The sequence below is a fragment of the Streptomyces sp. NPDC093089 genome, assembly GCF_044754405.1.
GTDB lineage: Bacteria > Actinomycetota > Actinomycetes > Streptomycetales > Streptomycetaceae > Streptomyces.
Map to the genome: position 1 here is coordinate 395,068 of NZ_JBIVPA010000005.1, position 23,459 is coordinate 418,526.

The following is a 23,459-nucleotide window of genomic DNA, read 5'->3' on the forward strand; positions in this document are numbered from 1 at the left end:
GTGCCGGGCTCCTGCCGGACCACGGTCGAACGGAGCCCTTCCTTGCCGACGCTCATACGCGAGGCGCCGCTGCCCGAAGCACCGACCGCCCCTCCGGCCGGACGCGCGGGCGGCATGCTGCCCTCGCTCACGGGCATGCGCTGGGCCGCGGCGTTCCTGGTCTTCGCGTTCCACACGTACAAGTTCGGATATTACGGACCCGCGGACGAGAAGGTGGTGGCCTGGGCCACCCGTTCGGGCAGCGTCGGGGTCATGTTCTTCTTCGTCCTCTCCGGGTTCGTGCTGACCTGGTCGGCCCGTCCGAAGGATCGGTTCTTCTCCTTCTTCCGGCGGCGGCTCGCCCGCATCTATCCGATCCACGTGCTCACCGCGGTCCTCGCCCTCGTCCTCGCCTTCACCGTGCTCCCCTGGCTGAGGGACGGCGAGCGGACCGCACCCGAGGCGATCGCGGCGAACCTGTTCCTGGTGAGCTCCTGGAAGTACGAGTGGTGGCAGGCGGCCAACCCGGTCAGCTGGTCCCTGGTCTGCGAGGCGTTCTTCTACGCCTGCTTCCCCTTGCTTTACGCGGTGCTGCGCCGCGTGGGGCCGAAGGTCCTGACCGCGGTGGCGGTGCTGTGCGTCCTCTCCGTCGCCTTCCAGCCGGACGACTACTACCTCTACAGCTTCCCGCCCGCCCGGCTCCCCGAGTTCGTCCTCGGCATCGCGGTGGCGAGGCTCGTCCAGCTCGGCAGGTGGCGCGGGCCCGGCCTCGAAGGCGCCGTCGCCCTGACGCTGATCGGCTACTTCGCCGTCCCGCTCGTGGCCGGCGACCAGTACTGGACCGCGCTCGTCGGCCTCACCCTCCTGATCGCGGCCGGCGCCGTCGCCGACGTCAAGGGTGAACCCTCGATGTGGCGCCGCCCGGCGCTCGTGAAGCTGGGTGAGTGGTCGTTCGCCTTCTACATGATCCACCTGCTGGTGATGCACTCCCTGCGGCTGTGGGTGGGCGACAAGCCCAAGCTCGACACGCTGCCGGCGTTCGGCCTCGTCGGACTGGCCTTCGCCGCCTCCCTCGCGCTGGCGGCCCTCCTCTACACGTACGTGGAGGAGCCCGGACGCCGACTGGTCCTGGGGAAGACGCGCCTGACGCTCCGCCGGCGCCGCTGACCGCGCGGCGAGCCGTGTGAACGACGAAGGCCCGGTTCACCGAGGGGTGAACCGGGCCTTCGTGGTGGTGCCTCAGGCCGAAGCGGGGGGGTACAGGCTTCGGGGGAGTTCGGAGGCGGCGGCCGTGTCGAGGAGCCAGAGGGTGCGGGAGCGGCCGCGGGCGCCGGCGGCGGGGGCTTGGACCTCGCCCGCGCCGGAGAGCGCGATGGCCGCGGCCTTCGCCTTGTCCTCGCCGGCCGCGAGCAGCCAGACCTCCTTGGCGGCGCGGATGGCCGGGAGGGTCAGGGAGACGCGGAGCGGCGGGGGCTTGGGCGCGCCGTGCACGCCGACCACCGTCCGCTCGGTCTCACGAACGGCCGGCAGCTCGGGGAAGAGCGAGGCCACGTGCGTGTCCGGGCCGACGCCCAGCATCAGCACGTCGAAGTCCGGCACCGCGCCGTGCTCCGCGGCGGCGGCCAGCTCCTCCGCGTAGGCGGCCGCGGCGGTGTCGACGTCGCCGTAGGGGCCGTCCGAGGCGGGCATGGCGTGCACCCGTGCCGGGTCGAGCGGCACCCGGTCGAGCAGTGCCTCACGCGCCTGGGTGACGTTCCGCTCGGGGTCGCCCTCGGGCAGGAAGCGCTCGTCGCCCCACCACAGGTCGAGCCGCGACCAGTCGACGGCGTCCCGCGCGGGCGCCGAACCGAGCGCCGCGAGCAGGCCGTTGCCGTTGCGGCCGCCGGTCAGCACGACCGAGGCCGAGCCGCGGGTGGCCTGGGCGTCCACGATCCGGGTGATCAGCCGGGCCGCGGCGGCCTGCGCCATCAGCTCCTTGTCGCGGTGGACGACCAGCTGAGGGGTGCTCACTTGGCCGCCGCCTTCTTGGCCGTGGCCTTCTTCGGGGCGGGCTTGGCGGCCGGCTCGGGGGTCACGACGGCCTCGGCCGCGGGGGCCTCCTCCGCGGGAGCGACGATCGCCGCCTCCTCGGCGAGACGCTCGAGACCGTACTTGAGCGCCGTCGCGTACGTGTCGTCCGGGTCGAGCCGGCGCAGCTCCTCCGCGATCAGCTCGGCCGTCTCGCGGCGCTTGAGCGCCACGGCACGGTCCGGCTGCCCCTGGATGGAGAGCGTCGCCAGCGAGCCGTCCGGCCGGTCGAGGACGATCGGTCCCGTGCTGGTCTCCATGCGGACGGAGGTCAGGCCGGGGCCCGTCGACTTCGAGCGCCGCACCGGCACCTTCAGCCGCTCCGCGAGCCACATCGCGAGCAGTTCGACGCTGGGGTTGAACTCCTCGCCCTCCACCTCGGCGGAGGTGACCTGGCACGCGACCTGGTCGAGCGCGGCGGCCAGCATCGAGCGCCACGGGGTGATCCGGGTCCACGAGAGGTCCGTGTCGCCCGGGGTGTACCGGTCCGCGCGCGCGGACAGCTCCTGGATGGGCTGCTCGGCGGCGTACGTGTCGGTCACCCGGCGCTGGGCGAGGGCGCCCAGCGGGTCGTTCGCCGGGTCGGTCGGCGCGTTCACCGGCCACCAGACGACGACGGGGGCGTCCGGGAGGAGCAGCGGCAGGACCACCGACTGGGCGTGGTCGACGACCTCGCCGTACAGCCGGAGCACCACCGTCTCGCCGGTGCTGGCGTCGGCGCCGAGGCGGACCTCGGCGTCGAGCCGCGCCTTGGCACGGTCCCGCGGGGAGCGCGAGACCCGCTTGATGACGACGAGCGTCCGCGAGGGGTGCTCGCGGGACGCGTCGTTGGCCGCCTTGAGGGCGTCGTAGGCGTTCTCCTCGTCGGTGACGATCACGAGGGTGAGCACCATGCCGACGGCCGGCGTGCCGATCGCCCGCCGCCCGAGCACCAGCGCCTTGTTGATCTTGGAGGACGTGGTGTCCGTCAGGTCGGTCTTCATGGCCGGCGCCAGCTCCTGCCGTCTCGTGCGAGCATCTCGTCCGCCTCGACCGGACCCCAGGTCCCGGACTGGTACTGCGCGGGCTTGCCGTGCTTGTCCCAGAACTGCTCGATCGGGTCGAGGATCTTCCACGACAGCTCGACCTCCTCGACCCTCGGGAAGAGGTTCGAGTCGCCGAGCAGGACGTCGAGGATGAGCCGCTCGTACGCCTCGGGGCTGGACTCCGTGAAGGACTCGCCGTACGCGAAGTCCATGGACACGTCCCGGATCTCCATCTGGGTGCCGGGCACCTTGGAGCCGAACCGCATCGTCACGCCCTCGTCCGGCTGGACGCGGATGACGATGGCGTTGCGGCCGAGCTCCTCGGTCGCGGTGTGGTCGAAGATCGAGTGCGGGGCGCGCTGGAACACGACCGCGATCTCCGTGACGCGGCGGCCCAGGCGCTTGCCGGTGCGCAGGTAGAAGGGGACGCCCGCCCAGCGGCGGTTGTCGATCTCCAGCTTGATGGCCGCGTAGGTGTCGGTCTTCGACTGGGGGTCGATGCCGTCTTCCTGGAGGTAGCCGACGGCCTTCGCGCCGCCCTGCCACCCGGCCGCGTACTGGCCGCGGACCGTGGACGCGCCCAGGTCCTTGGGCAGCTTCACCGCGCCGAGGACCTTGGTCTTCTCGGCGGCGAGCGCGTCGGCGTCGAAGGAGGCGGGCTCCTCCATCGCGGTCAGCGCGAGCAGCTGGAGCAGGTGGTTCTGGATGACGTCACGGGCGGCGCCGATGCCGTCGTAGTACCCGGCCCGGCCGCCGATGCCGATGTCCTCGGCCATGGTGATCTGCACGTGGTCGACGTACGACCGGTTCCAGAGCGGCTCGAAGATGGTGTTGGCGAAGCGGAGCGCCAGGATGTTCTGGACGGTCTCCTTGCCGAGGTAGTGGTCGATCCGGAAGACCGCCTCGGGCGGGAAGACCTCGTGGACGACCTCGTTGAGCTCCTTGGCGGAGACCAGGTCGTGGCCGAAGGGCTTCTCGATGACCGCGCGGCGCCAGGAGCCGTTCTTCTGGTCCGCCAGGCCGTGCTTCTTGAGCTGCTGCACGACCAGGGGGAAGAACTTCGGCGGCACGGACAGGTAGAAGGCGAAGTTGCCCCCGGTGCCCTGTGCCTTGTCGAGCTCCTCGATGGTGGCCTTGAGCTGCTCGAAGGCGTCGTCGTCGTCGAAGTCGCCCTGGACGAACCGCATGCCCTGGATGAGCTGCTGCCACACCTCCTCGCGGAACGGGGTGCGGGCGTGCTGCTTGACCGCGTCGTGGACCTCCTGCGCGAAGTCCTCGTCCTGCCACTCGCGCCGGGCGAAGCCGATGAGCGAGAAGCCCGGCGGCAGCAGGCCGCGGTTGGCCAGGTCGTAGACGGCGGGCATCAGCTTCTTACGGGACAAATCGCCCGTGACGCCGAAGATCACCAGGCCCGACGGCCCCGCGATGCGCGGGAGCCGTCGGTCTGCGGCGTCACGGAGCGGGTTGGCTCCGTGGACTGCGCTCAAAGTGCTTACGCCTCCGAAGGTGCGAGGCGCTGGAGCTCCGCCTCGGTGGACTTGAGCAGGTCGTTCCAGGACGCCTCGAACTTCTCGACGCCCTCGTCCTCCAGGAGCTGGACGACGTCGTCGTAGCTGATGCCCAGCTTCTCGACGGCGGCCAGCTCGGTGCGGGACTGCTCGTAGGTGCCGCGGATGGTGTCACCGGTGACCTCGCCGTGGTCGGCGGTGGCCTCCAGGGTGGCTTCCGGCATGGTGTTGACGGTGCCGGGGGCGACCAGGTCCACGACGTACAGGGTGTCCTTGTACGCCGGGTCCTTGACGCCGGTCGAGGCCCACAGCGGACGCTGCTTGTTGGCCTGCGCCTTGTCGAGGGCGGCCCAGCGCTCCGAGGAGAAGACCTCCTCGTACGCCTCGTACGCCAGGCGGGCGTTGGCCAGCGCGGCCTTGCCCTTGAGCGACTTGGCCTCGTCCGTGCCGATGCCGTCCAGGCGCTTGTCGATCTCCGAGTCCACGCGGGACACGAAGAAGGAGGCCACCGAGTGGATCTTGGAGAGGTCGAGGCCGCGCTCGCGGGCCTTCTCCAGACCCGCCAGGTAGGCGTCCATGACCGCGCGGTAGCGCTCCAGCGAGAAGATCAGCGTCACGTTGACGCTGATGCCGAGGCCGATGACCTCGGTGATCGCCGGCAGGCCCGCCTTGGTGGCCGGGATCTTGATGAGCGTGTTGGGCCGGTCCACCAGCCAGGCCAGCTGCTTGGCCTCGGCGACGGTGGCGGTCGTCTCGTGGGCGAGACGGGGGTCGACCTCGATGGAGACCCGGCCGTCCTGGCCGTCGGTCGCGTCGAAGACGGGCCGCAGGATGTCGGCGGCGTCGCGGACGTCCGCCGTCGTGATCATGCGGATGGCCTCGTCGACGGTCACCTTGCGGGCGGCGAGGTCGGCGAGCTGCTGCTCGTAGCCGTCACCGGACGAGATGGCCTTCTGGAAGATCGACGGGTTCGTGGTCACACCGACCACGTGGCTCTGGTCGATGAGCTCGGCCAGGTTGCCGGACGTGATCCGCTTGCGCGAGAGGTCGTCCAGCCAGATCGCGACGCCTTCGTCGGAGAGGCGCTTGAGAGCGTCTGTCATGAGAGTTGCATCTCCATTAAGTCGTACGTATGGGCGTCAGCGCGCGGCGGCGTCGATCGATTCCCGGGCCGCGGCGACGATGGCCTCGGGCGTGAACCCGAACTCGCGGAAGAGGACCTTCGCGTCCGCCGAGGCACCGAAGTGCTCCAGGGAGACGATCCGGCCGGCGTCGCCGACGTACTTGTGCCAGGTGAGACCGATGCCCGCCTCGACGGCGACCCGGGCCTTGACCGACGGCGGCAGGACCGAGTCCTTGTACGCCTGGTCCTGCTCCTCGAACCACTCCACGGACGGCATCGAGACCACCCGGGTCGGGACGCCGGCGGCCTGGAGCTGCTCGCGGGCCTCGACGGCCAGGTGCACCTCGGAGCCCGTGCCGATCAGCACGACCTGGGCGTCGCCGCCTTCGGCCTCGAAGAGCACGTAGCCGCCCTTGACGGTGTCCTCGTTCGGCGCGTACGTCGGCACGCCCTGACGGGTGAGCGCGAGGCCGTGCGGGGCGCCCTTGCCGAAGACCTTGGTGTGGCGCTGCATGATCTCGCGCCAGGCGATCGCCGTCTCGTTGGCGTCGGCCGGACGGACCACGTTCAGACCCGGGATCGCGCGCAGCGAGGCCAGGTGCTCCACCGGCTGGTGCGTCGGGCCGTCCTCGCCCAGACCGATCGAGTCGTGGGTCCAGACGTACGTCACGGGCAGGTGCATCAGCGCGGACAGGCGCACGGCGTTGCGCATGTAGTCGGAGAACACCAGGAAGGTGCCGCCGTAGATGCGCGTGTTGCCGTGCAGCGCGATGCCGTTCATCTCCGCGGCCATGGAGTGCTCGCGGATGCCGAAGTGGATCGTGCGGCCGTACTTGTCGGCCTCCGGCAGCGGGTTGCCCTCGGGCAGGAACGACGAGTCCTTGTCGATCGTCGTGTTGTTCGAGCCGGCGAGGTCGGCCGAGCCGCCCCACAGCTCCGGGATGACCGCGCCGAGCGCCTTGAGGACCTGGCCCGAGGCGGCACGGGTGGCGACGCCCTTGCCCGGCTCGAAGACCGGGAGCTTCTCGGCCCAGCCGGCCGGCAGCTCGTTGGCCTCGATGCGGTCGAACTCGGCGGCGCGCTCCGGGTTGGCCGTACGCCACTCGGCGAGCGACTTGTCCCAGGCGGCGCGGGCCTCGCGGCCGCGGTCACCGAGCGAACGGGTGTGCGCGATGACCTCGTCGGTGACCTCGAAGGTCTGCTCCGGGTCGAAGCCGAGGACGCGCTTGGTGGCCGCGATCTCCTCGTCGCCGAGCGCCGAGCCGTGCGCGGCCTCGGTGTTCTGCGCGTTCGGGGCGGGCCAGGCGATGATCGAGCGCATCGCGATGAACGACGGGCGCTCGGTCTCGGCCTCGGCGGCCTTGACCGCCGCGTACAGCGCGGCCGGGTCCAGGTCGCCGTTGGCCTGCGGCTCGACGCGCTGGACGTGCCAGCCGTACGCCTCGTACCGCTTCATCGTGTCCTCGGACACGGCCGTCTCGGTGTCGCCCTCGATCGAGATGTGGTTGTCGTCCCACAGCAGGATCAGGTTGCCCAGCTTCTGGTGGCCTGCCAGCGAGGACGCCTCCGCGGAGATGCCCTCCTGGAGGCAGCCGTCACCGGCGATCACGTAGATCCGGTGGTCGAACGGGGAGGTGCCGGCGGCGGCCTCCGGGTCGAACAGGCCGCGCTCGTAGCGGGCGGCCATCGCCATGCCCACGGCGTTGGCGACACCCTGGCCCAGCGGGCCCGTGGTGGTCTCGACGCCGGCGGTGTGGCCGTACTCCGGGTGACCGGGGGTCTTCGAGCCCCAGGTGCGGAAGGTCTTCAGGTCGTCCAGCTCAAGACCGAAGCCACCCAGGTAGAGCTGGGTGTACAGGGTCAGGGACGAGTGGCCCGCGGAGAGGACGAACCGGTCGCGCCCGACCCACTCGGGGTCGGCCGGGTCGTGCCGCATCACCTTCTGGAAGAGGGTGTACGCGGCGGGCGCCAGGCTCATCGCCGTACCGGGATGGCCGTTGCCGACCTTCTGTACGGCGTCCGCGGCCAGGATGCGGGCGGTGTCGACGGCCCGCTGGTCCAACTCGGTCCACTCGAGGTCTGTGGTGGTCGGCTTAGTGCTCACCCTGGGTCAGGGCTCCTCTCCACATGTCTTGGGCCGGTGACTGAGGGTGTACCGGCGTTGTCGAGCCTACCCCCGCCGGAACGCCCCTCTTTTCGTGCGCGCACCCCTCAAATGAGCGGACACAGCAAGACTGCCGCCGGGTGTGGGACTTCGCCTCCCGAACGGCGTCCACCCCTTGGGACGTACCCCTCCAACACGACCCCACCCCCGCGAAGATCGGCGTCTGGGCAACGTCTACAGTGGCGTGGTACGCGCAAGCTTCACCCCGCCTTCATCCGGGGAGCTTGCTGGGAATTTCTCTGTCAGGGGTGTGCGTGACGGCCGTCGAGTCCCGACCCGCAGGGGTCGTCTTGACTCCCAGCCCGGGGGGCCATCGGCCGTTCGGGGCCCGCGTCAAGGCATTCGTGGCGCTGACCAAGCCGCGGATCATCGAGCTTCTGCTCATCACCACCGTCCCGGTGATGTTCCTCGCCGAGCAGGGCGTGCCGGACCTGTGGCTGGTGCTCGCCACCTGCTTCGGCGGCTATCTGTCGGCGGGCGGCGCGAACGCGCTGAACATGTACATCGACCGCGACATCGACGCCCTGATGGACCGGACCTCCCAGCGGCCGCTGGTCACCGGCGTGCTCACGCCCCGCGAGGGCCTGGTCTTCGGCCTCACTCTCGCGGTGGTCTCCACGCTCTGGTTCGGCCTGCTCGTCAACTGGCTCTCCGCCGCGCTGTCGCTGGGCGCGCTCCTCTTCTACGTCGTGGTCTACACGATGATCCTGAAGCGGCGCACCACCCAGAACATCGTCTGGGGCGGCATCGCGGGCTGCCTGCCGGTCCTCATCGGCTGGTCGGCCGTCACGAACTCGATGTCGTGGGCCGCGGTCATCCTCTTCCTCGTCATCTTCTTCTGGACGCCGCCGCACTACTGGCCGCTGTCGATGAAGGTGAAGGACGACTACGCACGCGCGGGCGTGCCCATGCTTCCGGTGCTCGCCTCCAACAAGGTCGTCGCCAAGCAGATCGTGCTCTACAGCTGGGTCATGGTCGCCGTCTCGCTGCTGCTCACCCCGCTGGGCTACACGGGCTGGTTCTACACCGCCGTGGCGCTGCTCACCGGCGGCTGGTGGCTCTGGGAGGCGCACGCCCTGCTCAACCGCGCCAAGAACGGCGCCACCGGCGCCAAGCTCAAGGAGATGCGCCTCTTCCACTGGTCCATCACCTACGTCTCGCTGCTCTTCGTGGCGGTCGCGGTGGACCCGTTCCTGCGCTAGCGCGCTCCGCTCGTTTGAGATGTCCGGCCGGCGGCCGGGTCACGTGGGATAGGCCACGTGGCCCGGCCGTCGCCACTGGATCTACCCCTCGGTAGCATCCCTGTCATGGCAGAAACGAAGCAGGCAGAGCGCAAGGCGGCCAAGCTCGCCAAGGAGATCCAGGCCTTCTCCAAGGAGCACGGCGGCTCCGAGGGCCACCTCGCGCACATCGGCCAGGCCGGTACCCGGATCGTCCTCGTCGGCACCGACGGCGGCTGGGGCGACCTGGTGGCGCCGACCTACGAGGTCGCGCGACAGGCCGCCGAGAAGGCCGGCCTGACCCTCCACGAGGAGTTCGACGGCGAGTTCGCCGCCAAGGTCGCCACCGGCCCGTACGAGTGGACCCGGATGGCCGGCATCCAGATCGGCGGACCCTCCAACAGCTGAGGCGACAACCTCGCGCGGGGCTCACCCGTTAGGACGTGTGGAGACACGTCCACACAGGGAGCCCCCCGAGATGATCGACACGCCGAGCCTGGTCGACCAGTACTGCCACGGGGTGCTCCGCACCGAGCTCGGCCTCGGCACCTTCGAGGCCCGGCTCGGCGCCCACCTCGGCGGCACCGCCGCGCTGCCCGCCGCCGGCACCACCTTCTTCGACACCCAGACCGGGTTCGCCGTACGCCGCTGGTGCCCGCCGCTGCTCGGCCTCGAACCGCACTGCCCGCCCGCCCGCTACCTCGCCCGGCGCCGTGAACTCGGCGCCGCCGAAGCGGGCCGCCGGCTCCTGCGCGCCTCCGGGATCACCACCTACCTGGTCGACACCGGGCGCCCCGGCGACCTCACGGGACCGGCCGAGATCGCCGCCGCCGGCGCCGCCGAGGCCCATGAGATCGTCCGCCTCGAACCCCTCGCCGAACGGATCGCCGACACCTCGGGCACCGTCGAGGCCTTCCTCGCCCACCTCTCCGAAGCCGTCCACGGCGCCGCCGCCCACGCCGTGGCCTTCGCCTCCGGGACGGGCGTGCGCCGAGGGCTCGCGCACACGCCCGAGGCGCCGGGCCCCGGCGAGGTACGCGCCGCCGCCGGCCGCTGGCTGGCCGGACGCGCCGCCGGCGACCGCCTCGCCGACCCCGTCCTGCTGCGCCACCTCCTCTGGATCGCCGTCGCCACCGGGCGCCCCCTCCAGCTGCACGCCGGGGAGCGCGACCCGTCCGTCGTCGACGGCTTCGCCGCCGCCACCACGGGGCTCGGCGCCGACCTCGTGCTGCTCCACGCGTACCCGTACCACCGCGAGGCGGCGCGGCTGACCGGCGTCCACGCGCACGTGTACACGGACCTCGGCCCCGTCCTCGCCCACACCGGGGCCAGGGCGGCGGTCGTGCTCGCCGAGGTCCTGGAACGGGCGCCGTTCGGCAAGCTGCTCTTCTCCAGCGGCGCGCACGCGCTGCCCGAACTCCACGTGGTCGCCGCGAGCGCCTTCCGCTCCGCGCTCTCCCGGGTGCTCGGCGAGTGGGTCGCCGACGGCGCCTGGTCCCGTACGGACGCCCGGCGCGTCGCCGGCATGATCGCCGCGGACAACGCCCGCCGCGTCTACCGGCTGGGACCCGCTGTCAGTCCCCGTTGGTAACGTGCGGAGCAGATGGAAACGATCATGGGGGAGGCGGCAGCCGTGGGAGAGACGACCGTGCACGAGGTCGACGGGGCGAGGATCGAGCAGGCGCTCGACGGCATCAGGAGCCGGACCTTCGGCCGCTGGCACGACCTCCGGTACGGCGGCGGCATGTCGCAGACCGGCCTCCGGGAGACCCGCGACGAACTCCTCGACCACGTCGGGGCCCGCACCCTGGAGGACCCCGACCTCGCCGCCGACCCGTCCCGCGCGGCGCTGCTCACCGCCGCCGAGTGCGCGCTCGGCGTCCTGGGCCTCGGCTGCTTCCCCGAAGGGGACTGGGACGTCCCGCTGCCCCTTGTCGACGAGACCCTGAGCAGCGACGACCAGCTCTTCGACGAGGACTGGGACCCGGGGCACCGGGTACCCACCGCGCGGACCTGGGTGGACGCCTTCGCGCTCTGCCTGATCAGCGGGCTCGCCTGGGAGCGCCGACGGGTGATCGGACCGCTGCTCCACGAGGACTACGCGCCCGCGATCCGCTCCGGCGTGCCGTACTCGCGCTTCGACTCGGTCTCGGAGCCCGCGGACCTCGCCGAGATGGACGCCCTCTGCGCCTACCTGACGATCGAGCACGGCCCGGTGCCCGGCGCCGTGCCCGGCGACGTACCGGTGCGCCGGCCCGGCACGGAGGAGCTGGCGGCCGCGGCGGCGCGACTCGACGCGGCCGGGGAGCTGAGCCCGGACCAGCGGCTGCTGCGCGTCCTGCTCGACGACGACCGCGAGGCCTTCGACCGGGCCCTCGTGGAGCGGCTCGACGCGCACCGGGAGGGCGTCGGCGCCGATCCCGCGCCGAGGAGCCTGCTGCCGGTGGGGACCGTCGCCCTGGCCGCCCTCGCCCACCTGGCGCACGGCTGGGAGTCGACCGTCCGCTCCGGCTACCTGCCGGGGGCGCTGCTCCGCGCGCCGGTGTCCGCATAGCCGGACCGCCCGGACTCCCGCCGGTGGGGCGGGGTCCGGGCGGTCCGGGGTGTTCTCAGGCGCTCGCGAGCGCGGAGTCGGCCTGTGCCGGGATGTCCGGGGCGGGGACCGGGCGCTCGCGCAGGCTCAGGGCGAGCCGCACCACCGCGATCCACATCAGCGAGGAGCCGAGCATGTGGACGGCGACGAGCAGCTCGGGGACGCCGGTGAAGTACTGGACGTAGCCGATGGCGCCCTGGGCGAGCAGCACGATCAGCAGGTCGCGGGCGCGGGCCCGGGTGTCGTCCGGGGCGTCCACCATGCGCAGCACCAGCCACATGGCGAGCGCCAGCGCGCAGACGACCCAGGCGGCGATCGCGTGGACGTGGGCGGCGTCCGTCCAGTCCCACGGCATGCGCGGGACGTCGCTGCTGTCGCCGGCGTGCTTGCCGGCGCCGGTGACTGTCGTGCCGAGCACGATCAGCAGGCCCGCGGTGATCGTGATCGCCCAGGACAGCTTGCGGACCGGGCGCGGCACGCGGGGCCGGGGGGCGGTGTCGCCCTCGCCGGCCCGGTGCCAGGTGATGACCGCCACGGTGAGCAGCGAGTTCGCGGCCAGGAAGTGGCCGGCCACCGTCCACGGGTTGAGGCCCATCCACACCGTGATGCCGCCGATCACGGCGTTGCTCATCACGATCCAGAACTGCGCCCAGGCCCAGCGGGTCAGGTTCCGGCGCCACGGCTTGGTGGACCGGGCGGCGACGATCGCCCAGCCGACGGCCGCCGACAGGACGTACGTCAGCATCCGGTTGCCGAACTCGATGACGCCGCGGTAGCCCTGCTCGGGCGTCACGATGAGGCTGTCGTCGGTGCACTTCGGCCAGGTGTCGCAGCCGAGACCGGAACCGGTCAGCCGGACCGCGCCACCCGTGACGATGATGAGGACGCTCATCGCGACGGCGGAGAGGGCGGCGCGCCGGAGCGTCCGGGGGGACGGCGTCCAGCGCCGGGCGATGGAGGCGAGGGGGGTCAGCACGGGCCCTATCGTAGGGCGGCGCTTGTGCGCGCTTTCACGAGGGGGGCGTATATGGCGGAACGGAACCTTACGGTTACTCCCAGCGGAAGAACCTCGCCGCCGCGCCGAGGCCCAGGACCCCCCAGACGGCCAGGATCAGCGCGTCGCCCCACGGCATCGAGGCCCCGTGCTGGAGGACGTCGCGCAGACCGTCCGAGAGCGCGGAGATCGGGAGCAGCGCGAGCACGTCGCCCGCGGCACCGAACCTGTCCAGCGGCACGATGATCCCGCCGCCCACCAGGAGCAGCAGGAAGACCAGGTTGGCGGCGGCCAGCGTCGCCTCCGCCTTGAGCGTGCCCGCCATCAGCAGGCCGAGGCCCGAGAAGGCGGCCGTGCCCAGGAGCAGGAGCAGCAGGACCGACAGGGGGTTCCCGTGCGGCGACCAGCCCAGCGCCAGGGCGATCGCGGTGAGGAGTGCGACCTGGAGCACCTCGGTGACGAGGACGGCGAGCGTCTTGGCGGTCATCAGAGCCCAGCGGGGGAGCGGTGAGGCGCCGAGCCGCTTGAGCACCCCGTACCGCCGCTCGAAGCCGGTGGCGATCGCCTGGCCGGTGAACGCGGTCGACAGCACCGCGAGCGCGAGGACGCCGGGGGCGAGGAAGTCGACGGCCTTGTCGGAGCCGGTGTCGACGATGTCGACGGTGGAGAAGAGCACCAGGAGCAGCGAGGGGATGATCACGGTCAGCAGCAGCTGCTCGCCGTTGCGCAGCAGCATCCTGGTCTCCAGGGAGGTCTGCGCGGAGATCATCCGCCCGACTGGGGCGGCCCCCGGCTCGGGGGAGTAGGTCCCGGTGCTCACGAGCGCAGCTCCTTGCCGGTCAGTTCGAGGAAGACGTCTTCGAGGGTGTGGCGCTCGACGGAGATGCCGTCGGGCATGACGCCGTGCTGGGCGCACCAGCTGGTGACCGTGGCGAGCAGCTGGGGGTCGACGTCGCCGGTGATCCGGTAGGTGCCGGGGAGGGGCTCCGCGGCGGCGGTGCCGTCCGGCAGGGCCTTGAGGAGCGAGCCGAGGTCGAGCCCGGGGCGGCCGGTGAAGCGCAGGGTGTTCTCGGCGCCGCCGCGGCACAGCTGCTCGGGGCTGCCCTGGGCCGCGACCCGGCCGGCGTCGACGATGGCGACGTCGTCGGCGAGTTCCTCGGCCTCCTGCATGAAGTGGGTGGTGAGGACCACGGTCACGCCGTCGGCGCGCAGCTCGCGGACCAGCTCCCAGGTGGCGCGCCGGGCCTGCGGGTCGAGCCCGGCGGTGGGCTCGTCGAGGAAGACGAGCTCGGGGCGGCCGACGACGGCCATGGCGAGCGCGAGGCGCTGCTGCTGGCCGCCGGAGAGCCGCCGGTAGGTCGTACGGCCGCAGGAGCCGAGGCCGAGCCGCTCGATCAGCGCGTCGACGTCCAGCGGGTGGGCGTGGAGCTTCGCCATGTGGCGGAGCATCTCGTCGGCGCGGGCGCCGGAGTAGACGCCGCCGGACTGGAGCATCACGCCGATTCTGGGGCGCAGGGCGGCGGCGTCGGCGACCGGGTCGAGGCCCAGGACGCGGACGGTGCCGCCGTCGGGCCTGCGGTATCCCTCACAGGTCTCGACGGTGGTGGTCTTGCCGGCCCCGTTGGGGCCGAGGACGGCGGTGACGGTGCCCGTGCGCACGTCGAGGTCGAGGCCGTCGACGGCGGTCTTGGCGCCGTACCGCTTGACCAGGCCGCGGACGCGGACGGCGGCGTCGGCGTATTCACTCGGTGCGGGCTTCCCGTGCATGCCGGGAAGTCTAAGGACCCGCCGGTACGCCCCGGGCCGCGCCCCCGGCCCGGGGCGGGGCCGGGCGCTGGAGGGGTGGGCCGGGCGGATCGCCGGGAGCCGGCCGGAGGGGGCCGACGCGTACGTCTGCTTCAACAACGATCCGGGCGTCGAGGCGGTCCGCGACGCGGCCTCCTTCCGCCGTCTGATGAGCGGGGCGGGCCGGTCGGTGGCCGTGCCGGCCGGGCCGGCGGGCGGCTGGGAAACCGCTGGTCGGGACGGCCGTGATTCATCCCACGAATGATCGTTTTCGCAGGTCAGGTAAGCCTTACCTGAGTGATGTATGGCACCGTCGTCGGTTTCGGCGCGGCTTGTCAGTCGCTGATTAATTACGCAACAATGGCGTTGTGAAAAACGTTGGCGCGGCTCCGGTGGAGGAACTCGCGACCCGAGAGCGTTCGACGCGCAACCGGGTCGCGCGGTCGATCCTGGACCACGGTCCCTCGACCGTCGCCGACCTGGCCGAACGGCTCCGCCTCACCCAGGCCGCCGTTCGCCGCCACCTCGACTCGCTGGTCGCCGAGGGCGTCGTCGAAGCCCGGGAGAAGCGCGTCTACGGGACCCGCGCCCGCGGCCGCCCGGCGAAGGTCTTCGCGCTCACCGACGGCGGCCGCGACGCCTTCGACCAGTCGTACGACTCCCTCGCCGTCGAGGCGCTCCGCTGGATCGAGCGCAACGCCGGAGGGGAGGCGGCCGTCGCGGCCTTCGCCCGGGACCGGATCGAGGCCCAGGCGGGCGCCTACCGCGAGGCCGTCGAGTCGGCCGAGCCCGCGCAGCGGACCGAGGCGCTGGCCAAGGCCTTGACGGCGGACGGGTACGCTGCCACTGCGCGGAACGCGCCGGTCGGCGAGCAGCTCTGCCAGCACCACTGCCCGGTCGCCCACGTCGCCGAGCAGTATCCCCAGCTGTGTGAGGCGGAGACGGAATTCTTCTCCCGCCTCCTGGGAACGCACGTCCAGCGTCTGGCCACCATCGCGCATGGTGACGGCGTCTGCACCACGTTCATCCCGCACGGCGCCCCGCAGACCACTTCATCAGCATCTGTCAGCACGGCCGGGAGGAACCCCGCATGACCACCGAGATCAGCCACCCCGAGCTTGAGGGCCTGGGTCGGTACGAGTACGGCTGGGCCGACTCCGACGCGGCCGGTGCCACCGCCAAGCGTGGACTCAACGAGGACGTCGTCCGCGACATCTCCTCGAAGAAGAACGAGCCCGAGTGGATGCTGAAGCTCCGTCTCAAGGGTCTGCGCCTCTTCGACAAGAAGCCCATGCCGACCTGGGGCTCCGACCTCTCCGGCATCGACTTCGACAACATCAAGTACTTCGTGCGGTCCACCGAGAAGCAGGCCGAGTCCTGGGAGGACCTGCCGGAGGACATCAAGAACACGTACGACAAGCTCGGCATCCCCGAGGCGGAGAAGCAGCGCCTCGTCGCCGGTGTCGCGGCCCAGTACGAGTCCGAGGTCGTCTACCACCAGATCCGCGAGGACCTGGAGGAGCAGGGCGTCATCTTCGTCGACACCGACACCGCGCTGAAGGAGCACGAGGAGCTCTTCCGCGAGTACTTCGGCACCGTCATCCCGGTCGGCGACAACAAGTTCGCCTCCCTGAACACCGCCGTCTGGTCCGGCGGCTCGTTCATCTACGTGCCGAAGGGCGTGCACGTCGAGATCCCGCTCCAGGCCTACTTCCGCATCAACACGGAGAACATGGGCCAGTTCGAGCGGACGCTGATCATCGTCGACGAGGACGCCTACGTCCACTACGTCGAGGGCTGCACCGCCCCGATCTACTCCTCGGACTCGCTGCACAGCGCCGTGGTCGAGATCATCGTCAAGAAGGGCGGCCGCTGCCGCTACACGACCATCCAGAACTGGTCGAACAACGTCTACAACCTGGTGACCAAGCGCGCCGTCGCCTACGAGGGCGCCACCATGGAGTGGGTCGACGGCAACATCGGCTCCAAGGTCACCATGAAGTACCCGGCCGTCTACCTGATGGGCGAGCACGCCAAGGGCGAGACCCTCTCCATCGCCTTCGCGGGCGAGGGCCAGCACCAGGACGCCGGCGCCAAGATGGTCCACATGGCCCCGAACACCTCCTCCAACATCGTCTCCAAGTCGGTGGCGCGAGGCGGCGGCCGCACCTCCTACCGCGGTCTCATCGAGATCGGCGAGGGTGCCCCCGGCGCCAAGTCCAACGTGCTCTGCGACGCGCTGCTCGTCGACACCATCTCCCGCTCCGACACGTACCCCTACGTGGACGTGCGCGAGGACGACGTCTCCATGGGCCACGAGGCCACCGTCTCCAAGGTCTCCGAGGACCAGCTCTTCTACCTCATGAGCCGCGGCCTCACCGAGTTCGAGGCGATGGCGATGATCGTTCGAGGCTTCGTCGAGCCCATCGCCAAGGAGCTGCCGATGGAATACGCCCTGGAGCTCAACCGGCTGATCGAGCTGCAGATGGAAGGCGCGGTCGGCTAGCAGCCCGCCCCACCCACGCAGCGACTGATTTCTTTTACGCAGGAAGAGAGCAACACGACAGCCATGGCTGAGGCTCAGAACATCCCCGCGGGCTCCACCACCGCGGGCTCGATCGCGGTGGCCGCAGAGTCCACCGTCGCCACGCGCATGAGCGCGCCCCCGTCCTTCGACGTCGCGGACTTCCCCGTCCCGCACGGCCGTGAGGAGGAGTGGCGCTTCACGCCGCTGGCGCGCCTGCGCGGCCTCCACGACGGCACCGCGGCCGCCTCCGGCGAGGGCGTCAAGGTCGAGATCGAGGCCCCCGAGGGCGTCACCGTGGAGACCGTCGGCCGCGACGACGAGCGGCTCGGCAAGGCCGGCACGCCCGTCGACCGCGTCGCCGCCCAGGCGTACACGTCCTTCGAGAAGGCCTCGGTCGTCACCGTCGCCAAGGAGGCCGTCCTCACCGAGCCGATCCGCATCTCGGTGCACGGCGTCGGCGGGGTCGCCTTCGGCCACCAGGTGATCGAGCTCGGCGCCTTCGCCGAGGCCGTCGTGGTCATCGACCACACCGGTGACGCCGTCCTCGCCGCCAACGTCGACTACGTCCTCGGCGACGGCGCGAAGCTCACGGTCGTCTCCGTCCAGGACTGGGACGAGAACGCCGTCCACGTCGCCCAGCACAACGCGCTGGTCGGCCGCGACGCCTCCTTCAAGTCGGTCGTCGTCACCTTCGGCGGCGACGTCGTCCGCATCCACCCGCGCGTCTCCTACGCGGCTCCGGGCGGCGAGGCCGAGCTCTTCGGTCTGTACTTCACCGACGCGGGCCAGCACCAGGAGCACCGCCTCCTGGTCGACCACAACACCCCGCACTGCAAGTCCAACGTGGCCTACAAGGGCGCGCTGCAGGGCCAGGACGCGCACGCCGTCTGGATCGGCGACGTGCTCATCCAGGCCGCCGCCGAGGGCACCGACACGTACGAGCTCAACCGGAACCTGGTCCTCACGGACGGTGCCCGGGTCGACTCCGTGCCGAACCTGGAGATCGAGACCGGCGAGATCGCCGGCGCCGGTCACGCCTCGGCCACCGGCCGCTTCGACGACGAGCAGCTCTTCTACCTGATGGCCCGCGGCATCCCGGAGGCCGAGGCCCGCCGCCTCGTCGTCCGCGGCTTCTTCGCCGAGCTGGTCCAGCAGATCGGCCTGCCCGACGTACAGGAGCGCCTGATCGCCAAGATCGAGGCCGAGCTGGAGGCCTCCGTCTGATGGCCTTCGTCCGAGTCTGCGCGCTGAGCGAGCTGGAGGCCGACACCCCGAAGCGGGTCGAGGTCGACGGCACGCCGATCTCCCTCGTGCACACCGAGGGCGAGGTGTTCGCGATCAACGACATCTGCTCGCACGCGAACGTCTCCCTCTCGGAGGGCGAGGTGGAGGACTGCGCCATCGAGTGCTGGCTGCACGGGTCCAGCTTCGACCTGCGCACCGGCAAGCCCTCCGGCCTTCCCGCGACGCGCCCCGTCCCCGTATACCCCGTACAGATCGAAGGGGACGATGTGCTCGTCTCCGTCACCCAGGAGTCCTGAGTCACCCATGGCTACGCTTGAAATCCACGACCTGCACGTCTCCGTCGAGGCGGAGAACGGCCCCCGCGAGATCCTCAAGGGCGTCGACCTGACCATCAAGCAGGGCGAGACCCACGCCGTCATGGGCCCCAACGGCTCCGGCAAGTCGACCCTGGCGTACTCCCTGGCCGGCCACCCGAAGTACACGGTCACCGGCGGCACCGTCACCCTCGACGGCGAGGACGTCCTGGAGATGTCGGTCGACGAGCGCGCCCGCGCCGGCGTCTTCCTCGCCATGCAGTACCCGGTCGAGGTCCCCGGCGTCTCGGTCTCCAACTTCCTGCGCACCTCCGCCACCGCCGTCCGCGGCGAGGCCCCCAAGCTGCGCACCTGGGTGAAGGAGGTCAAGTCCGCGATGGAGCAGCTCCAGATGGACCCGGCCTTCGCCGAGCGCAACGTCAACGAGGGCTTCTCCGGCGGTGAGAAGAAGCGCCACGAGATCCTGCAGCTGGAGCTCCTCAAGCCGAAGATCGCGATCCTCGACGAGACCGACTCCGGTCTGGACGTCGACGCGCTCCGCATCGTCTCCGAGGGCGTCAACCGCGTCCGCGAGACCGGTGAGGTCGGCACCCTGCTGATCACCCACTACACGCGCATCCTGCGCTACATCAAGCCCGACTTCGTGCACGTCTTCGCGAACGGCCGCATCGCCGAGTCCGGTGGCGCCGAGCTCGCCGACCAGCTCGAGAACGAGGGCTACGACAAGTACGTGAAGGGTGGCGCGTCCGCGTGACTTCTGCCCATATGGGGCTCTCCGGCCTCCTCGACACCGAGGCGATCCGCAAGGACTTCCCGCTCCTGGATCGCGTGGTCCACGACGGCAAGAAGATCGTGTACCTCGACTCCGCGGCGACCTCGCAGAAGCCGCGGCAGGTCCTCGACGCGCTCAACACGTACTACGAGCGCCACAACGCCAACGTCCACCGCGGCGTCTACACGGTCGCCGAGGAGGCGACGGCGCTGTACGAAGGCGCCCGTGACAAGGTCGCGGCCTTCATCAACGCGCCGAGCCGCGACGAGGTGATCTTCACCAAGAACGCCTCGGAGTCGCTCAACCTCGTGGCCAACATGCTGGGCTGGGCCGACGAGCCCTACCGCGTGGACCACGAGACCGAGATCGCCATCACGGAGATGGAGCACCACTCCAACATCGTGCCGTGGCAGCTGCTCTCGCAGCGCACGGGCGCGAAGCTGAAGTGGTTCGGCCTCACCGACGACGGCCGTCTCGACCTCTCGAACATCGAGGAGGTCATCACCGAGAAGACCAAGATCGTCTCGTTCACGCTGGTCTCGAACCTGCTGGGCACGGTCAACCCGGTGGAGACGATCATCCGCCGCGCCCAGGAGGTCGGTGCGCTCGTCTGCATCGACGCCTCCCAGGCGGCCCCGCACATGGTCCTGGACGTGCAGGCGCTCCAGGCCGACTTCGTGGCCTTCACCGGCCACAAGATGTGCGGCCCGACCGGCATCGGCGTGCTGTGGGGACGGCAGGAGCTCCTGGAGGACCTCCCGCCCTTCCTCGGCGGCGGCGAGATGATCGAGACCGTCTCGATGCACTCCTCGACGTACGCTCCGGCGCCGCACAAGTTCGAGGCGGGTACGCCCCCGATCGCCCAGGCCGTCGGCCTCGGCGCGGCCGTGGACTACCTGTCGGCGATCGGCATGGAGAACATCGCGCGCCACGAGCACGCGATCACCGAGTACGCCGTCCGGCGCCTCCAGGAGGTGCCCGACCTGCGGATCATCGGCCCCACCACGGCCGAGGACCGCGGCGCGGCGATCTCCTTCACGCTGGGCGACATCCACCCGCACGACGTGGGCCAGGTCCTCGACGAGCAGGGCATCGCGGTCCGGGTCGGCCACCACTGCGCGCGGCCGGTCTGCCTGCGGTACGGAATTCCTGCGACCACGCGGGCGTCGTTCTATCTGTACTCCACTCCGGCCGAGGTCGACGCCCTGGTCGAGGGTCTGGAGCACGTACGGAACTTCTTCGGCTAGGGGACGGCTCGTGAAGCTGGATTCGATGTACCAGGACGTCATCCTGGACCACTACAAGCACCCGCACGGGCGCGGTCTTCGGGACGGCGACGCCGAGGTGCACCACGTCAACCCGACGTGCGGCGACGAGATCACGCTCCGCGTGAAGTACGACGGCTCGCGCATCGAGGACGTGTCGTACGAGGGTCAGGGCTGCTCGATCAGCCAGGCCTCGGCGTCCGTCCTCAACGAGCTGCTCGTCGGCAAGGAGCTGGCCGAGGCGCAGCGGATCCAGGGCACCTTCCTGGAGCTGATGCAGTCCAAGGGCCAGATCGAGCCCGACGACGCGATGGAGGAGATCCTGGAGGACGCGGTCGCGTTCGCCGGGGTCTCCAAGTACCCGGCCCGTGTGAAGTGCGCGCTGCTCAGCTGGATGGCGTGGAAGGACGCGACCGCCCAGGCGCTGGGCGACGCGGAGAGGAAGTCGGCATGACCGAGAACGCCGAGGCCACGATGAAGCCGGCCTCCGAGGAAGAAGTCCGTGAGGCGCTGTACGACGTCGTCGACCCCGAGCTGGGCATCGACGTCGTCAACCTGGGCCTGATCTACGGCATCCACATCGACGACTCGAACGTCGCGACGCTGGACATGACCCTGACGTCGGCGGCCTGCCCGCTGACCGATGTGATCGAGGACCAGGCGAAGTCCGCGACGGACGGCATCGTCAACGAGCTGAAGATCAACTGGGTCTGGATGCCCCCGTGGGGCCCGGACAAGATCACGGACGACGGCCGCGAGCAGCTGCGCGCGCTCGGCTTCAACGTCTGATCGAGGCTCGCTCTCGTACGCGGAACGGCCGCGCCCTTCGGGGCGCGGCCGTTCCGCGTGCACGGGGGCGGTTCCGTCAGTGGTGCCGGCCCCAGTCGCCGCGCGGGCCCGTGGCGGGACCGGCGGAGAGGCCGGCGGCCTGGGCCAGGTCCGCGGCGAGGTTCTCCTTGCGGATGCGCTGGTCGACGTAGAGGAGGCCGGTGACGAGCGGCGGGAACAGGGAGACGATGCCCTGGCTGACGAGCTGGCCGACGGCGAGGAAGACGAAGAGGACGGCGAAGGCGGCGACGAGGGTGCCGGGGTCGTCGCCGGAGAAGTCGAGGGCCGCCATCGGGACCGAGAGCAGCACGGAGAGCAGCTGCTGGATCAGCCAGCTCGCGAAGGTGGCCATCGCGGTGGCGGCGAGCAGGCAGCCGAAGGTCCGCCACCATGAGCCGCGGACCAGGTGCGAGGAGCGGCGCATCGAGGCGATGGCGCCCTGGCCCTCCATCACCGCCGCCGCCGGGGCCAGGCTGAACTTCACCCAGATCCAGAGCGCGAGCGGGGTGAGGAGGAGGGCCGTGACGACGGCGACCAGGGGGACGACCCACAGGCCGCTCTCCGGGGTGCCCGATTCGGCCGCGGCCGCGAGCAGGGCGACGAACGTCCCGACGAAGGCCACGACGACGAGCACCATCGGGATCATCACGGCCAGGCTCGTCAGCAGCACGGTGCCCAGGACGGCGGGCATCCGGGCCCAGGAGCGGTGCCAGATCGCGCCGAAGGTGGTGGGTCGGCCGAGGACCGCCTCCTGCAGCACGGCCGGACAGGCCGCCGCCACCACCGCGCTGGCACAGACCATCGCGAGCATGGCGGCGAGCCAGACGCAGACGAAGGCGACGATCAGCGGGCGGGCGTCGTCCCACCGAGGCTCCTCGCCGGCCGGCAGGTCGAACACGGCGGGGAAGAGGTCGCCGACGGCGGCGTACGCGATGCCGAGCGCCGCGCCGACGGCGACCAGCGCGGCGCCGTAGGCGGCCCCGGTCACACCGAGCAGCTGCTTCCAGTGGCGGCCGAAGGTGGCGAAGGCTCCGGACAGGACGGCGCCGAAGGAGAGCGGCGCCAGGGGTATGACGCCGGGCTTGGGCGGCGGGGGAGCGTATCCGTATCCGTACGGCCCCGAGGGATATGTCATGTGCACACCGTAGCGCCCGCCGCTGTGTACGCTCGTACACATGGGATACGGACTGCTCGCGGGCGCCATAGCGGCGGAGATCGTCGCCACCACCTCCATGAAGTACAGCGAGGGCTTCTCGAGACTGGTGCCCTCGCTCATCACCGGCGCCGGATACCTGATCGCCTTCGCGCTGCTCGCCCAGGCGCTCAAGACCCTCCAGGTCGGCACCGCCTACGCCATCTGGTCCGGCGTCGGCACCGCCGCCGTCGCCGCGATCGGCGCGCTCTTCCTCGGCGAGTCCATGACCCTCGCCAAGATCGCCGGCATCGTCCTGATCATCGCCGGGGTCGCCGTCCTCAACCTGGGCGGTGCCCACTGACGGCCCGGCCCAGGCGGTACGACCCCGAGCGGCGCGACCGGATCGTCGACGCGGCCCTGCGCGTGGTCGGCCGCGCCGGCCTCGCGGGCCTCAGCCACCGCACCGTGGCCGCCGAGGCCGATGTGCCCCTCGGCTCCACCACGTACCACTTCGCCTCCCTCGACGAACTCCTCGTCGCGGCGCTGCGTAAGGCCAACGAGGGCTTCGGGCGGCTGCTCCGCGAGCACCCCGCCCTCACCGACCCGGACGTGGACCTCGCCGCCGCGCTCGCCCGGCTCCTGGCGGAGTGGCTGGGCGGCGAACGCGCCCGCGTGGAGCTGGAGTACGAGCTCTACCTCGCCGCCCTGCGCCGCCCCGCCCTGCGCCCGGTCGCCGCCGAGTGGGGCGAGTCCGTCGTCGCCGCCCTGGCCCACCGCACCGACCCCGTCACCGCCCGCGCCCTGGTCGCCGTCATGGACGGCATCTGCCTCCAGGTGCTGCTCACCGACGGCGGCTACGACGAGGAGTACGCACGCCTCGTGCTGGCGCGGATCCTCCGCACGGAGGCCTGAAGG

At 71.1% G+C, this 23,459-nt stretch carries 24 protein-coding genes; 15 read left to right on the forward strand and 9 right to left on the reverse strand.

Going from position 1 to position 23,459, the window contains the following annotated elements; genetic code table 11:
- The first annotated feature begins 42 nt into the window (after positions 1-42).
- A complete protein-coding gene (locus ACIQFX_RS14465) occupies positions 43-1,146 on the forward strand; it encodes an acyltransferase family protein (RefSeq protein WP_402462466.1) in 1,104 nt (367 codons plus the stop codon).
- 72 nt (positions 1,147-1,218) lie between these two features.
- Here the strand turns inward: ACIQFX_RS14465 and pgl are convergent, their stop codons facing one another.
- Genes pgl through tkt form a run of 5 tightly spaced genes read right to left on the reverse strand, consistent with a single transcriptional unit; the run spans position 1,219 to position 7,806 of the window.
- Positions 1,219-1,989, reverse strand: a complete 771-nt coding sequence (gene pgl, locus ACIQFX_RS14470) for a 6-phosphogluconolactonase (RefSeq protein ID WP_402462469.1) — start codon at positions 1,987-1,989, stop codon at positions 1,219-1,221.
- Entirely contained in the window at positions 1,986-3,029 is a 1,044-nt protein-coding gene (gene opcA, locus ACIQFX_RS14475) for a glucose-6-phosphate dehydrogenase assembly protein OpcA (RefSeq protein WP_402462472.1), read from the reverse strand. The genes pgl and opcA overlap by 4 nt, the downstream gene beginning before the upstream one ends.
- Entirely contained in the window at positions 3,026-4,558 is a 1,533-nt protein-coding gene (gene zwf / locus ACIQFX_RS14480) for a glucose-6-phosphate dehydrogenase (protein WP_402462475.1), read from the reverse strand. Before zwf ends, opcA begins: the two co-directional genes overlap by 4 nt.
- Before the next feature lie 5 nt (positions 4,559-4,563).
- Positions 4,564-5,682 carry a transaldolase gene (tal, locus tag ACIQFX_RS14485; RefSeq protein ID WP_402462478.1) on the reverse strand — a complete coding sequence of 373 codons (1,119 nt, stop codon included), beginning with the start codon at positions 5,680-5,682 and terminating at the stop codon, positions 4,564-4,566.
- Between the two features lie 36 nt (positions 5,683-5,718).
- The gene (gene tkt, locus ACIQFX_RS14490) at positions 5,719-7,806 is read right to left on the reverse strand and encodes a transketolase (RefSeq protein WP_402462481.1); all 2,088 of its coding nucleotides are present in this window, start codon (positions 7,804-7,806) and stop codon (positions 5,719-5,721) included.
- A gap of 314 nt (positions 7,807-8,120) precedes the next feature.
- Between tkt and ACIQFX_RS14495 the strand changes: the two genes are divergently transcribed.
- From ACIQFX_RS14495 to ACIQFX_RS14510, 4 genes are all read left to right on the forward strand, one after another.
- A complete protein-coding gene (locus tag ACIQFX_RS14495) occupies positions 8,121-9,068 on the forward strand; it encodes a heme o synthase (protein WP_402462484.1) in 948 nt (315 codons plus the stop codon).
- Between the two features lie 105 nt (positions 9,069-9,173).
- Positions 9,174-9,494, forward strand: a complete 321-nt coding sequence (locus ACIQFX_RS14500; RefSeq protein ID WP_376480553.1) for a hypothetical protein — start codon at positions 9,174-9,176, stop codon at positions 9,492-9,494.
- 70 nt (positions 9,495-9,564) lie between these two features.
- Complete coding sequence (locus ACIQFX_RS14505; protein WP_402462488.1) at positions 9,565-10,677, forward strand: amidohydrolase; 1,113 nt, start codon at positions 9,565-9,567, stop codon at positions 10,675-10,677.
- Between the two features lie 42 nt (positions 10,678-10,719).
- Positions 10,720-11,640 (forward strand): immunity 49 family protein, encoded by a 921-nt coding sequence (locus ACIQFX_RS14510; RefSeq protein WP_402462491.1) that lies wholly within the window; start codon positions 10,720-10,722, stop codon positions 11,638-11,640.
- Between the two features lie 55 nt (positions 11,641-11,695).
- Here the strand turns inward: ACIQFX_RS14510 and ACIQFX_RS14515 are convergent, their stop codons facing one another.
- From ACIQFX_RS14515 to ACIQFX_RS14525, 3 genes are all read right to left on the reverse strand, one after another.
- The gene (locus ACIQFX_RS14515; protein WP_402462862.1) at positions 11,696-12,664 is read right to left on the reverse strand and encodes a heme A synthase; all 969 of its coding nucleotides are present in this window, start codon (positions 12,662-12,664) and stop codon (positions 11,696-11,698) included.
- A 64-nt stretch (positions 12,665-12,728) separates the two neighbouring features.
- Positions 12,729-13,493 carry an ABC transporter permease gene (locus ACIQFX_RS14520; protein ID WP_402462494.1) on the reverse strand — a complete coding sequence of 255 codons (765 nt, stop codon included), beginning with the start codon at positions 13,491-13,493 and terminating at the stop codon, positions 12,729-12,731.
- On the reverse strand, positions 13,490-14,440 hold the full coding sequence (locus tag ACIQFX_RS14525) for an ABC transporter ATP-binding protein (protein WP_402462497.1): 951 nt from the start codon (positions 14,438-14,440) through the stop codon (positions 13,490-13,492). The genes ACIQFX_RS14520 and ACIQFX_RS14525 overlap by 4 nt, the downstream gene beginning before the upstream one ends.
- A 386-nt stretch (positions 14,441-14,826) precedes the next feature.
- On the opposite strand from ACIQFX_RS14525, the gene ACIQFX_RS14530 reads away from it, so the two are divergent.
- The 8 genes from ACIQFX_RS14530 to ACIQFX_RS14565 all read left to right on the forward strand — a co-directional run bounded on the left by ACIQFX_RS14530 (position 14,827) and on the right by ACIQFX_RS14565 (position 21,370).
- A complete protein-coding gene (locus ACIQFX_RS14530) occupies positions 14,827-15,552 on the forward strand; it encodes a helix-turn-helix transcriptional regulator (protein ID WP_402462500.1) in 726 nt (241 codons plus the stop codon).
- Positions 15,549-16,964, forward strand: coding sequence for a Fe-S cluster assembly protein SufB (gene sufB, locus ACIQFX_RS14535; RefSeq protein WP_017238626.1), 1,416 nt, complete (start codon positions 15,549-15,551; stop codon positions 16,962-16,964). Before ACIQFX_RS14530 ends, sufB begins: the two co-directional genes overlap by 4 nt.
- Positions 16,965-17,027: 63 nt before the next feature.
- Entirely contained in the window at positions 17,028-18,209 is a 1,182-nt protein-coding gene (gene sufD / locus ACIQFX_RS14540) for a Fe-S cluster assembly protein SufD (protein WP_402462503.1), read from the forward strand.
- Positions 18,209-18,526, forward strand: coding sequence for a bifunctional 3-phenylpropionate/cinnamic acid dioxygenase ferredoxin subunit (locus ACIQFX_RS14545; protein ID WP_017238624.1), 318 nt, complete (start codon positions 18,209-18,211; stop codon positions 18,524-18,526). Before sufD ends, ACIQFX_RS14545 begins: the two co-directional genes overlap by 1 nt.
- Positions 18,527-18,533: 7 nt before the next feature.
- On the forward strand, positions 18,534-19,298 hold the full coding sequence (gene sufC, locus ACIQFX_RS14550) for a Fe-S cluster assembly ATPase SufC (RefSeq protein ID WP_017238623.1): 765 nt from the start codon (positions 18,534-18,536) through the stop codon (positions 19,296-19,298).
- An 11-nt stretch (positions 19,299-19,309) separates the two neighbouring features.
- A complete protein-coding gene (locus ACIQFX_RS14555) occupies positions 19,310-20,563 on the forward strand; it encodes a cysteine desulfurase (RefSeq protein WP_402462865.1) in 1,254 nt (417 codons plus the stop codon).
- Between the two features lie 10 nt (positions 20,564-20,573).
- Complete coding sequence (gene sufU / locus ACIQFX_RS14560; protein ID WP_250768641.1) at positions 20,574-21,035, forward strand: Fe-S cluster assembly sulfur transfer protein SufU; 462 nt, start codon at positions 20,574-20,576, stop codon at positions 21,033-21,035.
- On the forward strand, positions 21,032-21,370 hold the full coding sequence (locus ACIQFX_RS14565) for a metal-sulfur cluster assembly factor (protein WP_017238620.1): 339 nt from the start codon (positions 21,032-21,034) through the stop codon (positions 21,368-21,370). The genes sufU and ACIQFX_RS14565 overlap by 4 nt, the downstream gene beginning before the upstream one ends.
- A gap of 76 nt (positions 21,371-21,446) precedes the next feature.
- On the opposite strand, the gene ACIQFX_RS14570 is transcribed toward ACIQFX_RS14565, so the two are convergent.
- Positions 21,447-22,544, reverse strand: a complete 1,098-nt coding sequence (locus ACIQFX_RS14570; protein WP_402462508.1) for an oxidoreductase — start codon at positions 22,542-22,544, stop codon at positions 21,447-21,449.
- Positions 22,545-22,584: 40 nt separating this feature from the next.
- Here ACIQFX_RS14570 and ACIQFX_RS14575 point away from each other — a divergent pair, with 40 nt between their 5' ends.
- A complete protein-coding gene (locus ACIQFX_RS14575; RefSeq protein WP_402462511.1) occupies positions 22,585-22,905 on the forward strand; it encodes a DMT family transporter in 321 nt (106 codons plus the stop codon).
- The gene (locus ACIQFX_RS14580; RefSeq protein WP_402462868.1) at positions 22,902-23,456 is read left to right on the forward strand and encodes a TetR/AcrR family transcriptional regulator; all 555 of its coding nucleotides are present in this window, start codon (positions 22,902-22,904) and stop codon (positions 23,454-23,456) included. The genes ACIQFX_RS14575 and ACIQFX_RS14580 overlap by 4 nt, the downstream gene beginning before the upstream one ends.
- Positions 23,457-23,459: the final 3 nt, after the last annotated feature.

Bases quoted from the DNA above. Each gene is read 5' to 3' on its own strand.
- ACIQFX_RS14555 (WP_402462865.1), top strand. From the start codon at position 19,310: ATGGGGCTCTCCGGCCTCCTCGACACCGAGGCGATCCGCAAGGACTTC.
- ACIQFX_RS14570 (WP_402462508.1), bottom strand. From the start codon at position 22,544: ATGACATATCCCTCGGGGCCGTACGGATACGGATACGCTCCCCCGCCG.
- ACIQFX_RS14500 (WP_376480553.1), top strand. From the start codon at position 9,174: ATGGCAGAAACGAAGCAGGCAGAGCGCAAGGCGGCCAAGCTCGCCAAG.
- tal (WP_402462478.1), bottom strand. From the start codon at position 5,682: ATGACAGACGCTCTCAAGCGCCTCTCCGACGAAGGCGTCGCGATCTGG.
- ACIQFX_RS14545 (WP_017238624.1), top strand. From the start codon at position 18,209: ATGGCCTTCGTCCGAGTCTGCGCGCTGAGCGAGCTGGAGGCCGACACC.
- sufC (WP_017238623.1), top strand. From the start codon at position 18,534: ATGGCTACGCTTGAAATCCACGACCTGCACGTCTCCGTCGAGGCGGAG.
- sufD (WP_402462503.1), top strand. From the start codon at position 17,028: ATGGCTGAGGCTCAGAACATCCCCGCGGGCTCCACCACCGCGGGCTCG.
- opcA (WP_402462472.1), bottom strand. From the start codon at position 3,029: ATGAAGACCGACCTGACGGACACCACGTCCTCCAAGATCAACAAGGCG.
- ACIQFX_RS14525 (WP_402462497.1), bottom strand. From the start codon at position 14,440: ATGCACGGGAAGCCCGCACCGAGTGAATACGCCGACGCCGCCGTCCGC.
- ACIQFX_RS14565 (WP_017238620.1), top strand. From the start codon at position 21,032: ATGACCGAGAACGCCGAGGCCACGATGAAGCCGGCCTCCGAGGAAGAA.
- sufB (WP_017238626.1), top strand. From the start codon at position 15,549: ATGACCACCGAGATCAGCCACCCCGAGCTTGAGGGCCTGGGTCGGTAC.
- ACIQFX_RS14505 (WP_402462488.1), top strand. From the start codon at position 9,565: ATGATCGACACGCCGAGCCTGGTCGACCAGTACTGCCACGGGGTGCTC.
- ACIQFX_RS14575 (WP_402462511.1), top strand. From the start codon at position 22,585: ATGGGATACGGACTGCTCGCGGGCGCCATAGCGGCGGAGATCGTCGCC.